The sequence below is a fragment of the Pantoea sp. JZ2 genome, assembly GCF_035191405.1.
GTDB classification, from domain to species: Bacteria; Pseudomonadota; Gammaproteobacteria; order Enterobacterales; family Enterobacteriaceae; genus Pantoea; species Pantoea stewartii.
Genome location: NZ_CP045247.1, coordinates 1,988,908 through 2,003,985, shown reverse-complemented (window position 1 = coordinate 2,003,985; position 15,078 = coordinate 1,988,908). Strand labels below are relative to the sequence as shown.

Here is a 15,078-nt window from a genome sequence, read left to right as displayed (position 1 = left end):
ACTATCTCCACCCAATGAATCTGATCCAGAGAAATCCTTGTAAATTGGCTGGGAGCCTAACGCATAAAAAGAAAAAACCACTTAGCGAGAAACGCCTCCCGATAAGGAGGCGTTTTTTCTTACGCTTCTTTATTCTCTTTGATGTTCCAGCCCGCGCTGGTTTCTGCACCTTTACCACCAGAAGAGCTCTGCTCCCAGTACTGCTGTTTCACTTTCGCAGCCTGGAATGCATAAGTTACGCCCAGGGTGTCATCGTGCTCTGAACCCACGAACTGAACGTTGGTTACCAGCACATCTTCCAGGGTGATTCGGGTGTATTCGATTTGCGTGCCGCCCGCTTTACAAACTGACACTTCAACTTTAGAAACGTGCTTACCGCTGGCACAGTTTTTCAGCAGTGCAGTTACCGCTTTGTCGATTTTGGCATTAATGTGCAGGTCGTTGAAGTTAACTTTACCAGCACCGCCACCGCCGCCCACGCTCATATTACCCGGCTGATTAGCGCCCCAGGAGAAAGAGGTAATATCAATCCAGCCGGTATGGTTAGAATCTTTAGATTCACCCGTAATGCCGTCTACCTTCAAATACATATCAATAGCCATAATATTTACTCTTCGTTATGGAAAAAGTTGTCGCTTTCGAAAAAGCATCTATATGGCAAAGAGAAAAGCATGGGGCTGAATAAAACAGTCCATATTTTACTTTTGCCTCGACTTCGGGAGTGCTACAGGCTTCCCGAAGGGTCCCACTACAATAAACTGCAACAGCAGGAGATTTTTTTGCCGTATCGGTACGTCAAATGAATGCTGACGCACACAAGGCATCCGTCGTAAATACGCTAAATTTAATTATGTCGTTCATTCTGTTGCAGGCTGATGACTTAACCCCTATCCATTCTCACAGCGATAACAGAACAGTTGAGCTAATTATTTATCTGGCCGACATGGAACAGCAAAATATCTGATTAGGTAGCCTGCCATTATACCTTTATAGCCCGGTCGAAACCCGTAGACCTTCTACCGGAGCCAGTATTTTCAGAAAAGGTTTATTTTGCGGGCAACAGAATTTTTGAAGTGAAAAAGGTCATGCTTAATCGTCTGAAAAAGCACGCCACCTGGACGTGCTTTACATTGCAAAAAAATTTAATTCTCGTTCGACTTCAGCGAAGGCAGCTTCGATACCAGACGCAGCGACACTGTTAATCCTTCCAGCTGATAATGCGGGCGCAGGAAGAATTTCGCTGCATAGTAGCCAGGGTTGTCTTCCTGCTCTTCCACATTCACCTCCGCCGCAGCCAGTGGCTTGCGTGATTTGGTTTCCTGTGAAGAGTTAGCCGGGTCACCATCAACATAGTTCATTATCCAGTCATTCAGCCAGCGTTCCATATCGTCACGCTCACGGAATGAACCAATCTTGTCGCGCACAATGCACTTCAGATAGTGAGCGAAACGGCAGCAGGCGAACAGGTACGGCAAACGGGCAGCCAGACGAGCATTCGCGGTAGCGTCCGCATCATGGTATTCCGCCGGTTTTTGCAGCGACTGTGCGCCAATAAACGCGGCGAAGTCAGAGTTTTTACGGTGGACCAGCGGCATAAAGCCATTTTTCGCCAGTTCGGCTTCACGGCGATCGCTGATGGCGATCTCGGTCGGACACTTCATGTCCACGCCACCGTCATCGCTGGGGAACGTATGGCAGGGCAGGTTTTCCACTGCGCCACCTGATTCCACGCCACGGATGGAGGTACACCAGCCGTACTCTTTAAATGAACGATTGATGTTGGCCGCCATCGCATAAGCTGCGTTGGTCCAGCTGTAGTTGCTGTGATCCGAGCCATCGGTCTGCTCTTCAAAATCGAAGCTGTCAACCGGGTTGGTACGAATGCCGTAAGGCAGACGAGACAGGAAGCGCGGCATTACCAGGCCCAGATAACGCGCATCTTCCGATTCGCGCAGGCTGCGCCAGGCGGCATATTCGGTATTCTGGAAGATTTTGGTCAGATCGCGTGGATTCGCCAGCTCCTGCCAGGATTCCATCTGCATAACGCCTGGCGCGGTACCGGTGATAAACGGACAGTGCGCGGCCGCACCGATGCGGGCCATCTCGCCCAGCAGCTCAACGTCCTGCGGGCTGTGGTCGAAGTAGTAATCGCCGACCAGGCAACCGAACGGCTCGCCACCGAACTGGCCGTATTCCTGTTCATAGATTTTCTTAAACAGCGGACTTTGATCCCAGCCCACGCCTTTATAGCGCTTGAGCGTGCGGCCCAGCTCCTGTTTAGAGATGCTCATGAAACGAATCTTCAGCATCTCATCGGTTTCCGTGTTATTCACCAGATAGCTCAGACCGCGCCAGGCGCTTTCCAGCTTCTGAAACTCTTCATGGTGAATAATCTGGTTGACCTGCTGAGACAGCTTTTCATCAATCTCAGCAATCAGTGCCTGAATGGTGCGGTAAGCATCGCTGGAAACGGTCACCGTATTTTCCAGCGCCTGCTGTGCCAGCGTTTTCACCGCGCTTTCTACCGCTTCGCGCGCCTGATCACTCTTTGGACGAAACTCTTTGTTCAGTAAGGCACTAAACTCGTCCTGACTAAAACTGGCATCGCCCTGTGACTGGGGTTGTTGAGAAGTCTGATTCATTATTGCTCCTCCTTCCCTTCTGCGGCATCCGCCTGCTTAGGCACATGCGTCAACGCCTGCAGCAGGGTCGGATCCTGAAGAATTTTGCCGATAAGCTCTTCAGCGCCATTTTTGCCATCCATATAGGTCAGCAGATTTGAAAGCTGAGTACGTGCTTCCAGCAGGCTGTTAAGTGGTTCGACTTTACGGGCAATGGCATCCGGGGAGAAATCGTCCATGCTTTCAAAAGTCAGGTCAATATTCAGTTTGCCGTCGCCGTTCAGCGTATTGTCGACCTGGAATGCAGCGCGTGGCTTCATGGCTTTCATGCGCTCATCGAAGTTATCGATGTCGATTTCCAGGAATTTGCGGTCGTCAACGCTGGCCTGCGGCTCCAGCGGCTTACCGGCTAAATCGGCCAGTACGCCCATGATGAAGGGCAGCTGAATTTTTCGTTCTGCACCATAAACTTCCACGTCATATTCAATCTGAACGCGTGGCGCGCGATTGCGGGCGATAAATTTCTGCCCACTGGACTTCATTGTTGGCATGGTTCTCTCCATAAATAATGCGCGGTTACTGGCTCGCAGGAGGCGCGCAGGTCTCGCTGCGTTAAGACTTCACTGATAGCTTAGTCGCGGCGTCCAAAAATGTTTTCTAACTGATGTACACCATCCGGCGCAAGGTCGCGAATGATGTCCATAAAGTCGAGTTCGATCAGGCGCTGTACACGGTCAATCATCAACGGTGCCGGATGGCTGGGCTCGTGCTGCGTAAAGTACTGTTTCACTTTTTCCAGCATTAACTGCGCTTCAGCACGCGAGTTAAGCTGAGCACTGCGCCAGTCTGTAGCGGCGCGCGACGCGGCCCTGGGCGCGGTTGGGTTTTCAGTTTCCGGTGCAGACTGTACGGCCGCTGCCAGAGACTGTAACGCGCCGATATCGGTGGCCTGGCAACGCTCATTCAGCATGGCGAAGCTGCGCTGAAGCTGACTCATATCCGGTAAGGCCGTTTCATCCAGCTTTTCAGTCACCAGGCTACGAATGCGCTGCAAACGTTCGCCAATGTCCTGAATGGCCGCAACGCCGGGTTGCTCGCCTCGCGCCAGTTCATCATTAAGACGCGGCAGGCCGCCAGGGTAGTCTGGCACTTCCGTTTTACTGCCGTCACATAATGCAGCGGCATCGCGAAGCGTAATCCCGTCGGAAGCATAACGCAGCAACCACGACTGGCGCACCGAGCCCGCCAGGGCTGACTGGTCGCCCAGCACGGCCAGGGCATTGATGCGGTAAAAGGGATCGGGCTGGCCATCTTCTTCCAGACGTGGCCACAAGGTTTCCCAGTATTGCGACATGGCCTGCTCAATCAGTTGCAACCCCTGTGCATAGCCGGGCAACCCTTTAAGACGAGTCCAGGCGTGCGTCAGCGTGAGCATGACGCGTAAGTCTTTACTGCGGCTCATTAAATCCAGTGCCAGCTTTTCGACCTTGTTCCAGTCAGCCGGTTCGGCCGGAATGATGGTATTGCCGAACTGCTGCTCGGCTTTGCCTACGCTGGCCTGTTCCATCGCCTGAAAATCCGCATCGTATTCCAGGTTATCCCCGCAGGGATTATCGTGGCTTACCGGTATCAGCAACGTGTCAATATCAATACTCATCCGTTTCGCCTCAGGATTCAAACATAGGAGGATAAAGTCCATTTCGCCCGGGCTTTGCACCGCCCGCCGGATCGAATAACAGCGAAAATAACTGCGCTGTCAGGTTGCCGCTGTGGACATGGGTATAAAGCGGAAAACCGTCGCTCTGATTGGTCCACCAAAAGCTGCTTTGAAACTGGGGATCAAAACTCTGTGATGGCAAATTCCAGCTCAGGGTGGAGGCATTATTCTCCCCGCTGCCGATCACCGATAAGATATCCGATGAGGCTTCGCCTTCCTGAGGCTGTGGAAGGGGAATACTTAACAACGCCTGATCAAACTGCTCGGGCGTGCCACCCTCCTGAACCGCCCGCAACAAGGTATTGCCCATCTGGTGATACCAGTCACCGGCGCGGGCCAGCAATAACGGGGCCCATTCCGTTGGCGTAAAGTAGCGCAACGCACAGAGCGGATAATGTCGCCCGACGCTGTCGCGGGCGGCGGTCAGGCAGCCCATCTGAATCAGCTGCGTACCTAACATGGGCGGTATGACAAAATTCCATACGGGCGCTTTAAGAAAGGCCCGGGACGCGGAATGCTCGCCTTCCGCACTGGTTTGCCAGTGATGCAATCCTACCTGAAACCAGTTCGACCACTGGCGCTGCAGGGTATCGGGGAAACGTCGTTTTACGAAATCACCCGAACTGGGCAGTTTGCCGTACCAGCCAGGTGCTGCGTATTGAGTCATAGTCAGATCCTGTTTCAGGGACAGCTAAATGCAGGGAGCTGGAAGGGGTTCCTGATGCTGCCCGGCGTAAAGGACAACGTCACATTATGGCCGTCCACATTAAAGCTGGCTTCGCGCGTCAGTCCGCCGACCGAGGTGACCTGTGCGCGGTCAAAGAAGCGATTAAGCGCCCATGGCCCGCTGGTGGTCAGCGTGGAGGTCGTGCCATTCGTCAGGCCCAGTTGCATGCGCACCTGACTGGTTCCCCCCGGACCGGGCCAGCTGACTAACTGCACCGCCTGTGGACCATGACTGTAGCGTAAGATTTGCCCGTCCACGTCCAGCGTCATATTAAGAATGTCGTTGTCCATTTTTACCGTGCGCAACGTCACGCGGAAAGAAGGCGTGGTGGCACCATTGGCAAAAAACGCATCGCGAATCGACTGAGCCTGCTGGAACGGACGCAGCAACGCTTCGCCCCCCGGTAACGTTTTACCATCAATGCCCGGCGTGAAACGCCATGCCGCGCGGGTGGTATCCACTTTACTGGCCAGATTGTCCCGGAAGAAGCTGTCCATCAGTCCGCTGCCTGGCGCAAACATGCGCGCCAGATCGTCAGGCGTGACTTCACTTCGCGCGTTGCGCACTAAAGGATAGCGGCCGGCAATCGCCTGGCGACAGAAACTGCCAACTTCCATGGTAATGCGCTTGCGGACGTTATCCATATCGCGACGCTGTGCATCACTGCTGGCACCGACAGCCATACTGGAGACCATATTTTGCAGCGAGCCAGGCAAACGGCCCGCGCTGGCCTGCAGACGGCTGATCGCATCACTGGACGGCGGTGGCATTCCGCTGTTCGCCGCGTCCTGTACGGCCGTGAGGTAACGATAGAGGTCGTCAATCTGCTTCAGGAAATCATCCACGGCCAGCACTTTGCTGCCCTGCTGCAATGGCTGTGCCAGTTCGATAATCGGTGCGAAATGGGCCGTTACCGCTTGTTCAGGCGTTTGCTGCACCGCACCCTGTTCACCATTCGAGCGCGGCGAGGTAAACAGTGCCTGTAACGTGCGCGTGGCACTGTTATCTGACGCGGCTGCGGCATTTTTCGCGCTCTTGTCGTCAGGTTGTGCCCGCGTCAGCGTGAGCTGTTTACTCAAATTAATAACCAGTTGCCGCAGCGGGGAATGGTTACTGGATAACAGACGTGCGGTATTAATACGCTGCGTTAAATCGGCACTGCTGTTGAGCTGGATATCGCTGAGAAACTGCTCCCACTGGCGAATATAGTCCTGAATATACAGCTGACGCACCGCCATATCGGTTTGTTTGCTGTCTTCATGGGCCGTTTCGCCGCCCAGCACCCAGATATCATCCTTGTAGAGAGCATCCGTAACGGGGGCGATCTCTTTATCAACGTGGTTCCAGTAGCCGTCGGGCGTGAAAAGTCCGGATACGCCTTCATTCACGGATTTACCGCTTTTACGTGAGAACACCAGTTCGCTTTGCGGCCCACCCAGGGCACCCAGGGTCACGGGTGACAATGCACTATCGCGTTCCAGCAGGCGTTTCAGGCGTCCGTAAACGCGCTGTGAAAGCGGCATCTGACTAATCAGCGCCTGCTCGCGCTTTACCAGCGCGTCATCCTTCGCATAGGGCGAGGACTGGATCTGTGTTTCCAGCAACTGCTGCAGGTGCCACGCCAGCTGTTTCACCTCCGCCTGCGTCACATCCTGAGGCAGTTCACGGGAGATATTTAACATCATCCACGCCTGAAGAAACTTACCGTCATAGTGCTTTGGCTGATACAGCATCTGATAAGCCTTCAGGGCTTCATAGCTGTAATCGGCATCGCTGCCGTTGTCATTGCGTAACCAGCGGGTAATATTTTGCGCCACTTGTGGCATCAACAGTTGTTTAAGTGCGCGATCGTATAACGCCTGCGTGGCGTCACTCACTTCCGTACCCCGATACAGTCCCATGCGACGCGTCAGCGGCGGATGCTCCAGGGAAAAAGACGCGCTTTCCGGCAGGTGCAACAGCGTGTTGAGATAAGGGACCAGCGCAAACAGGTTACCGTTCACCTCTTTTTGCAGTTTGTCACCCAGTTGCTCGACCTGCGGCGTTTTGGCCGCCATCTCCTGCAGATAAGTTTTATTTTTGTTATAGCTGATCAGCCACAATGTCCCCGCAATCAGCACCAGGATAAGCAAGGCCAGGTAGCCCGACCAGAGCCCTACGCGATTACGGAGTTCCCACCAGCGATTGCTGCCCGCCAGGCCCGACTCCTGGAAAATGACATTTTCCAGCACCCCTTTCAGGAAAAAACTCTGGCCTTTGTTCTGCGGAATCGGGGCCTCTTTATCCACCTTGTCCCAGCTACCTGACTCGCCCTGCTGCTGGCCCGGCAAGTGCAGGGCACGTGTCAGTTCGCCCATCACACGGTCAAATGGCAGCCCTTCCTGGGTGCCGCTGGCGAAATAGATCCCGCGCGGCGCAAACTGCGTTTCGAAATCAGAACGGGCAAAGAGAATATCCAGCGCTTCAGCCAACTGTGGGCGCAGCGCGGCAAATTCTTGTGGGAACAGATAACTTTCTGCCCGCGCCTGCGCATCACTTTCCGCCAGCAGAACATCCGCCAGCCCGGCATCCAGCCGCTGTTGCAACAGAGTATATTCCTGCTGGAACTGGCTGCTCAGTTCGAAATCCGCTGTCGAGGCTTTCGCCCATGGGAAGGTAAATCCCCAAATCTGTTCGCGCTGTGTTTTATCCAGGCTGGCAAAATAACTGCGGAAACCTTTTAACAGGTCAGCTTTAGTGACCAGCACATAAACCGGAAAGCGAATGCCCAGTTGATCGTGAAGTTCCATCAGGCGCTGACGCAGCGCCATCGCCTGATTACGCATGGCGTCGGGCGACTGCGACAACAGATCAGCCACGCTCAGTGTCACAATGACGCCGTTTACAGGCTGACGGCCACGGTATTTGCGCAGCAGCGCCAGAAAATGGTGCCATTCACTGGCATCACGCTCCTGCTGACTTTCCTGCGTGGTATAGCGTCCTGCGGTATCCAGCAGGACAGCTTCATTTGTAAACCACCAGTCGCAGTTTCGTGTTCCGCCAATACCGCGTAAGGCCGCTTTGCCAAATTTATCGGCCAACGGAAACTGCAAACCGGAATTCACCAGCGCCGTCGTTTTACCCGCGCCAGGCGCACCGATAATCATGTACCACGGCAGTTGGTACAGGTACTGATGGCTGAAGCGCTGCGCCCAGAAAGGGGCGCCTTTACTGCTCTGGCGCTGAAAATGCGCCTTTTTTAGCATTTCTGTCGCTTCAGAGAAGCGGCTGGCAAGCACCTGATCCTCACTGGTCAGGCGTTTGCGCTCTTCCTCAGGTGCGTCCGGTTTGCTGGTCTCCAGACTGGACATCAGTTTGCGGTTCAGCCAGTAGTTATACAGACGTGGAATCGCCTGACTCAGGCCCCAGACCACATACAGCAGCGCAATACTGATCATGCGGTTCTGTTCAGACTCCAGCGGCCGGGAATCCACTATCGAGAACACCGGGCCGATGACCCAAATGATAAATGATAACGCTGTGATACCGACGAAGCCCCACGCCAGGCGACTGGTCAGTATCGAAAACAGGACATTCAGCATGGATTAGTTCCCTCTTGCCAGGCCGTTAAGTTCAGCTTTCGTCGTGTCAGGTGCGACCTGCAGCGTGATTTCAACACGACGGTTGCGGGCGCGGTTCTCTGCACTGTTATTAGGCACCAGCGGGTGCGTTTCGCCCCGCCCTTCCGCTTTGACACGTGACGGATTGGCCAGCTGTTTTTGCAACAGGTTCTGAACGGACTGAGCGCGAGCCAGCGACAGCTCGTAGTTCGACGCAAAACGTGCACTGCGAATCGGCACGTTATCGCTGTATCCCACGACCAGGATTTTCCCGCTGACGTTGTTCATGGCCTCGGCAATGCGCTGAATCACCGCATCATAACGCCCACGAACTTCCGTTGATCCAGAGGCGAATAAGCCGTCTCCTTTCAGCGTCACCACGCTCTGATCGGCCTCGTCACGCACCGCGACCAGGCCTTCATCGATTTCTGGTTTGAGGAAGGACTTCAGGTTCAGTGACGGCGGCGGCGGCGGTGCCGGATTTCGAATCTGCACTTCGGGCAGTGTCGTCTGATAAATTTTGGCCAGCACCGGCGAGGTGTAATCCCCCAGCCGCCAGTTAAGCACAATGTAGAACAGGCAGGCCGCCAGGCCCGCCAGCGCGGCACAGGCCCACAGCGGAATCATCGGTCGCCACAGTTTGCGCAACACCGGTTGATCGGTAGGATGTGGCGAAAGCGCAGCGGCAAAACTTCCCCTGACGCTTCGGATCATCTGCAGCAGGCGCTGTTTAATGGTGTCCAGCTGTGAACGCCCGTTGTCGAGTACGCGGTAGCGCCCTTCGAACCCCAGCACCAGACAGAAATAAATCAGCTCCAGTAACAGAATATGCTGTCGCGGATTTTGTGACAGTTTAGCCAGCAGCTGGAAAAACTTTTCGCCACCCCAGGTTTCGTTGTGAAAAGTTACCAGCAAGCCATTACTGGTCCACACACCGCGGCTGCCCCAGGGCGTCAGCGCAGCGGCTTCGTCCAGCGCCGTACACAGGCAGTAACGTGCGCCAACGATCACTTCGTAGCTCAGACCCGACTGCTGACAGGCCAGCTCGAAACGACGAATCTGTTCGATAAGTTGCTGGCGTAAACGGGCTGGATCGTCATGCGATACCGAGTGACGAATCTGGGGAATGGCGTTGATCAGCGGATTAGCTGCGGCCACCAGCGTGTTCTGATGGCTCAGACTTAACTCCTGCTGAAAAGCATCACTGTTCGGTTTGTTTTGTTCCTGCATCATGCCTGCTCAGTTTGAATTATTCTGACTGACTGCGAATGGCCCAGAACTCCATGTTCAGGCCCGGAAACTCACCGGCAAGGTGCAGCGCGAAGGCACCCGATCGTTCCATCTCCTGCCAAAGCTCGCTGTTTTTATCCAACTCAAAATAGCTGTATCCCGCGTGCCAGGGGATTTGCGGGGGCGCGCCAGGCATGGCTCTCAGAGCCAGCCCCGGAAGCTGCAACTGCACGAGATCGCGAATTTTGGTCACAGGCGCGACCTTCATCTGTGCCGGGAAATGGGTTTTGAGTGCATCGGCGGGAACGCTTGCCTTGACGGCCAGCACAAAGCCAAATTCACGCACCATGCTGTTGTCTGGCACGGTGGCGACGTTCAGGCCGTGTGAACGCTGCGTCAGTGGCAGCTGAATGGCGCTCTCTTCCATGACCTGCGACAGCCCCTGACGCAGCAACAGGGTGAGGCGCGAAAAGCAACCTTGCAGATCATCGTGATCGTAAAGGGGAAGCGCGTCAGGCGTACGGGCCTGCGTCCAGGTTGCCAGTTCCGCGGCCAGTTGTAACCAGTGGCTGTAGAGCGTTTCAGGATGCAGTAACGGCAGGTGCTGCAGATGAGCGTGCAGCCCCAACTGGCGATTAAGGAGCGCCAGCAGCATGAAGTCCACCATATCTGCACTGTTAAAACGCCCGGTACCTGGCGCGCGCTGGCTCAGTTGCTGGCTGCGCTGCTGAATCATACCGTGCAAATCCGTCATCATGCTCTGAAGCGGACGACTGCCTGCAAGCGTTAAGGTAGGAGGGATATAGTCATTGTCTAAACGAATGTGGTTGTCACTGCGTTTTTCAACAATCTGCGCCACGCCCATGGCCGTCCACTCTGCGGTCAGATCCTGCTCCAGCATTAACCGCAGGCGAAGCTTGCCAAACTGGACAGTGGCGGTGCCAACAGCCTGCGCGTTGTCATCTTCGACTTCCGCTTCCCAGGCGAGATAGCGCGCCAGAGAATCTGGCGCATCTTCAAACGTTACCGCTTCGCGGCCATTACGCCGCGCGGGGATGGCCAGCACCACTTTCGCCCGGTCAATATTCGCGGGCACGTCTAATGGGGCTGGACCTTGCTGGGGCTGGCTGAAAGCAAAAAACGTCCCATCCGGCAGACATCCACTGGCGGCATTGAGCGCCAGCTTGCCCTGCCGTAACAGCGCTTCATCAAATTCGAGATCGAAAAATCCCCAAATGTAAGGACGTTGCGACTGGCCCCATTCACGCAGCGAGCTTTGCAGAAAATTTTCTGCCTGCTGGAAATGGTGAGGACGCAAAAACATCCCTTCCGCCCAAACAACCTTTTCGGCTCTGTTCATAATCATCCTTTGAAGACGGTGTTATTGCTTAACGGGACGCATACCGGCATCGTCAACGATAATGTTGGCGTTTAGCTCACCATCATTGCTTTTCCAGAACTGCCAGAATGAACTGCTGTCGCTGTCCGGGAAAGGCAGCGCCAGCCGCCACACTTTGCCATCCAGCTTTTGATATTCCGCCATGATGCCGATAAACCGTGCCTCAGGCAGGCTTTTCGCACTCAGCGTTTTACTGAGCTGACCGGACATCAGGAAAAACTGCTGACTGTTAAGCAGCGTATTGCCTAATGCTGTCGCGGGTTGATTCTGTAATGTGAAGAAATCAGCGGACATAAACTCGGCATCCGACGTCAACAGCATGACGCGCACTTTGAGCGGCGCGCCGGCGTTGATGGGGGGATGCGCCTGAAAATTCAGGTTGTAGCGCGCGATATCGGGCTTACTGCTACTGCATGCGGTCAGCAGAAGTAGCAGGAAGGGCCAGAGCCATTTTTTCAGGCCAGCGCGCAAGTGGGTATGTGCCATATCTGCCCCTCCCTGCCCCTGACTTAGTTAATGATCCAGGTACCGTTATTGCTGTTCTGGCAGGCCTGGCTGTTGCCATCAACAGAGACGCAGGTCTTTTTCTTCGCGGCGGCACGCGCACGACGCTTAGGCTGATCGGCTTTGATGGTTTGGTCGTATAAATCGCTTTTTACCACTGCACGGAAAGGCACATAGCCAATGACTTTGACCGCATTGGTCGGTGCCTGAGGCGCGGCGCCCTTACTGTCGGTGGCTTTCGCGTCAGTTGCGGGTGGTGAAACCGCGTCAGCTTCTTCGCCCAGTGCCAGCCAGTTATTTTCTACCTGACCCACAACGGTATAGGTTTCACCCGTTTTCAGCGTTTCCACGACCTTGCCGCCAAAATCCGGGCGTGTCATCACAGAGGCAGGATACAGGGCACGGTAACTCTCATTGACGGCGGTGAACTGTGCAGGCGCAGCTACGGCATGACGGTGAATCAGGGTAGTGCCATCAACGGTATTGGTGACCATTGTGTCATCTGTCATTTTTGGCGGTGTTTTACAGCCTGCAACAGCAAAAACAAACATCAGGCTTAATGCAATTCGAAAGTTCACCATTTTTTTCATATTTAGTTCCATTAATACCCAAAAAAGTGGCCATTGGCCGGTGGTCAGCGCGTCGTATTGTTGCACAACGTCAGCTGGACGCCAGATGACGCCAAGCCATTGATTAACAATACAAGTTGCCTGAATAGGAGCGTTGATTGAGTGTAAATTTTATACGATGAGCATGAACAGTATAGGCACAGTTCATAAAACCTGATGACCGGAGAAGCGGGTCGGCTGAATTTCACCAAATACATTCAGCAAACTGACCCATTCCTAAAAGCAAACGGTATTAAAGCAGCCAGATTATGTTTTGGTAAGACACGATTTTTGTTAGGTAATCGTTAAACTTAACGGGGCTGGTTAATCGTTATTCGTGTGGGGAGAATGGTAACATCCTGCTTAAATTCCAGTCGATCTCACACAAATAGCAATAAATCAATGGGTTACAAAAAAATATGCAGCACCATAGCTACCGCACGAGCCTGTACATCCTGCTCGCCTGTGTAAAGTTCTTTTCCATTTATTAACATCTTACACAGCTTTACATATTGCCTTGAAAAATTCAATACAGCTCCCAGTTACGTAACTAAGTAATAGTATTTATGTTTTTTACTAACTCAAACAGATGACAATACGGTGAAACCTGCACATTTCGTACGTCTGATACTCATCTATGGTCTCAGCGCCCCCTATCCTTTAGTATAAAAGCTTAAGCCAGATGAATATTTTAAGGTGCCGGATGGCCCTGAAAGCTGAGAAAACCGTCAGCTGAAACGCGATGCGTAAGTTGAAAAGAGGAATTAAGTCAAATTTGGCTGCCTGGTCTTTCTGAAACAAAATCAATAACACATATTAATCAAAGAGTTAAACTAAGCAATGGCGTTAAATTTAAGAGTATTCCTACCCGAAGGCGATACGCGCGGCCCTGGATTCGAACGCATTTCGTCCGCTTTGCGGGAAAAGTGGGCACAGAACCGTCCTGACGAATGACGAAACCTGTGTAGAGGCAGGTAAATGAAAAGCGTGGCAGTATTAAAACAGACTGTGATGATGCGCGGCGCGAAGCTGCCACGCATCATCCCCTCTCACAAACGGGTGGCTGAAGGTATTCAGGTGGATTCTGCCCTGGCGAGCATCTTGCGGTAGTTATTAAGCCATTTCCCGCTTTTCAGCCGCCACCAGAAAAATCCGCCGCGCACCGTCCAGTCAAGGAACATGCCCAGCCAGACACCAATCACGCCCATACCGAGTTCAATGCCCAGCAGATAACCAATAACAACCCTTGCGCACCACATACTGAACATCGATACATACATCGTATAACGGGCATCACGCGCGCCCTTCAGGCCGGCGGGGAGCACCCAGGAAGCGGCCCAAATCGGCATAAACAGGGCATTCAGCCAGATAAGGTGTTTGGTGACGCTAATCACTTCCGGATCGCTGGTGTAGAAGCGTGCCAGCAGGCCCGCCAGCGGTATGGTCAGCGCAGCAACGCCTGTCAGACAGATTGTAGCCAACAGATAGACGTGCTTGATTTGCCGCTCTGCCTGAAAAACCTGGTATTTACCTAAGCGTTTTCCCGTAATAATGGTCGACGCCGATCCCAGCGCATTACCAGGCAGGTTAATCAGTGAGGCGATTGAAAACGCGATAAAATTGCCGGCAATTTCGTTGGTGCCCATGCCCGCCACAAAGACCTGTGTCAGTAACTTCCCGCCGTTAAACAGCACGGATTCAATACTGGCCGGCACACCGATGCTTAAGACTTCAAATAAAATACTGCTGTTCCAGCGCCTGAAATAGCTGGACAGCGAAATTCTCAGTGAGGCGTTGAAGCCAATCATTAACACGTAAATGACCGCTATTGCGCCAATGTAGCGGGTAATTGTCAGCCCTAATCCAGCCCCCACAAAGCCCAGCCCCTTCCATGAAAAACAGCCATAAATCAGCACACTGCTGATAACGATGTTAAGGATATTCATCCCACCGTTAATCAGCATCGGTATTTTCGTGTTCCCTGCCCCACGCAGCGCACCGCTACCAATCAGCGTAATGGCCGCCGCCGGATAACTCCATGCGGAAACCTGCAGATAGCTGAGTGCCAGCGCTTTCACTTTCGGTTCTGCTGCGCCTGCGATGGCGTCAATAATCAGATGCCCCCAGAACTCAATGGCGATAACCAGCACCAGGGCTAATACCGTCATCATTGCCAGCGACTGCCGTGTTGCGGCGCGGGCCCGTTTACCATTGCGTCTGGCCAGGCTAAACGCGACCACTACCGTGGTTCCCAGGTCGATGGCGGCAAAAAAGGAGATGACGACCATGTTGAAGCTGTCTGCCAGCCCGACGCCGGCCATGGCTTCTTTGCCCAGCCAGCTCACCAGGAAGGTACTTAACACGCCCATCAGTAGCACACAGGCATTTTCAAAAAAGATAGGAACTGCAAGAGGCGAAATTTCACGCCAGTACAGCGTGCGGTAAGCGCGACGTTTCGGATACCACGCCGTGCGCTTAATCGCCTGCACCACTGCTACGCCGGGATTTTGCAAAGGAGTACCAAATATGAACATGTCGGGAAAGAACTCTAATGATGGTAGCGTAAAGTGAAATATGCAAAACGTTTTGCATTCCTGTTAAATCATCGTTACACACTTTTCTGCTCTCGCCTTTAGTCGCGCCGAATCGGTGCTGCCATGCTCCGGTCCACCC

Annotated in this window: 11 protein-coding genes; all 11 read right to left on the bottom strand. The window is 53.6% G+C overall.

Annotated features, from left to right (window positions below):
* Window positions 1-119: 119 nt before the first annotated feature.
* Complete coding sequence (locus GC087_RS09695) at window positions 120-602, bottom strand: Hcp family type VI secretion system effector (RefSeq protein WP_033742159.1); 483 nt, start codon at window positions 600-602, stop codon at window positions 120-122.
* 540 nt (window positions 603-1,142) lie between these two features.
* Entirely contained in the window at window positions 1,143-2,642 is a 1,500-nt protein-coding gene (gene tssC, locus GC087_RS09690) for a type VI secretion system contractile sheath large subunit (protein WP_033742163.1), read from the bottom strand.
* On the bottom strand, window positions 2,642-3,172 hold the full coding sequence (tssB, locus tag GC087_RS09685; protein ID WP_033742165.1) for a type VI secretion system contractile sheath small subunit: 531 nt from the start codon (window positions 3,170-3,172) through the stop codon (window positions 2,642-2,644). The genes tssC and tssB overlap by 1 nt, the downstream gene beginning before the upstream one ends.
* 80 nt (window positions 3,173-3,252) lie before the next feature.
* A complete protein-coding gene (gene tssA, locus GC087_RS09680; protein WP_324030429.1) occupies window positions 3,253-4,278 on the bottom strand; it encodes a type VI secretion system protein TssA in 1,026 nt (341 codons plus the stop codon).
* A gap of 10 nt (window positions 4,279-4,288) precedes the next feature.
* Window positions 4,289-5,005 carry a type VI secretion system-associated protein TagF gene (tagF, locus tag GC087_RS09675; protein ID WP_033742168.1) on the bottom strand — a complete coding sequence of 239 codons (717 nt, stop codon included), beginning with the start codon at window positions 5,003-5,005 and terminating at the stop codon, window positions 4,289-4,291.
* A gap of 14 nt (window positions 5,006-5,019) precedes the next feature.
* A complete protein-coding gene (tssM, locus tag GC087_RS09670) occupies window positions 5,020-8,646 on the bottom strand; it encodes a type VI secretion system membrane subunit TssM (RefSeq protein WP_324030427.1) in 3,627 nt (1,208 codons plus the stop codon).
* A 3-nt stretch (window positions 8,647-8,649) separates the two neighbouring features.
* Window positions 8,650-9,897: a DotU family type VI secretion system protein gene (locus GC087_RS09665; RefSeq protein ID WP_080752842.1), complete on the bottom strand. Its 1,248-nt coding sequence runs from the start codon at window positions 9,895-9,897 to the stop codon at window positions 8,650-8,652.
* A gap of 16 nt (window positions 9,898-9,913) precedes the next feature.
* Window positions 9,914-11,254 (bottom strand): type VI secretion system baseplate subunit TssK, encoded by a 1,341-nt coding sequence (gene tssK, locus GC087_RS09660; RefSeq protein ID WP_033742173.1) that lies wholly within the window; start codon window positions 11,252-11,254, stop codon window positions 9,914-9,916.
* Between the two features lie 21 nt (window positions 11,255-11,275).
* A complete protein-coding gene (tssJ, locus tag GC087_RS09655) occupies window positions 11,276-11,779 on the bottom strand; it encodes a type VI secretion system lipoprotein TssJ (RefSeq protein WP_050504999.1) in 504 nt (167 codons plus the stop codon).
* 23 nt (window positions 11,780-11,802) lie between these two features.
* Window positions 11,803-12,399: a hypothetical protein gene (locus tag GC087_RS09650; RefSeq protein WP_033742175.1), complete on the bottom strand. Its 597-nt coding sequence runs from the start codon at window positions 12,397-12,399 to the stop codon at window positions 11,803-11,805.
* A gap of 1,079 nt (window positions 12,400-13,478) precedes the next feature.
* A complete protein-coding gene (locus GC087_RS09645) occupies window positions 13,479-14,939 on the bottom strand; it encodes an EmmdR/YeeO family multidrug/toxin efflux MATE transporter (protein WP_172677641.1) in 1,461 nt (486 codons plus the stop codon).
* Between the last annotated feature and the right edge of the window lie 139 nt (window positions 14,940-15,078).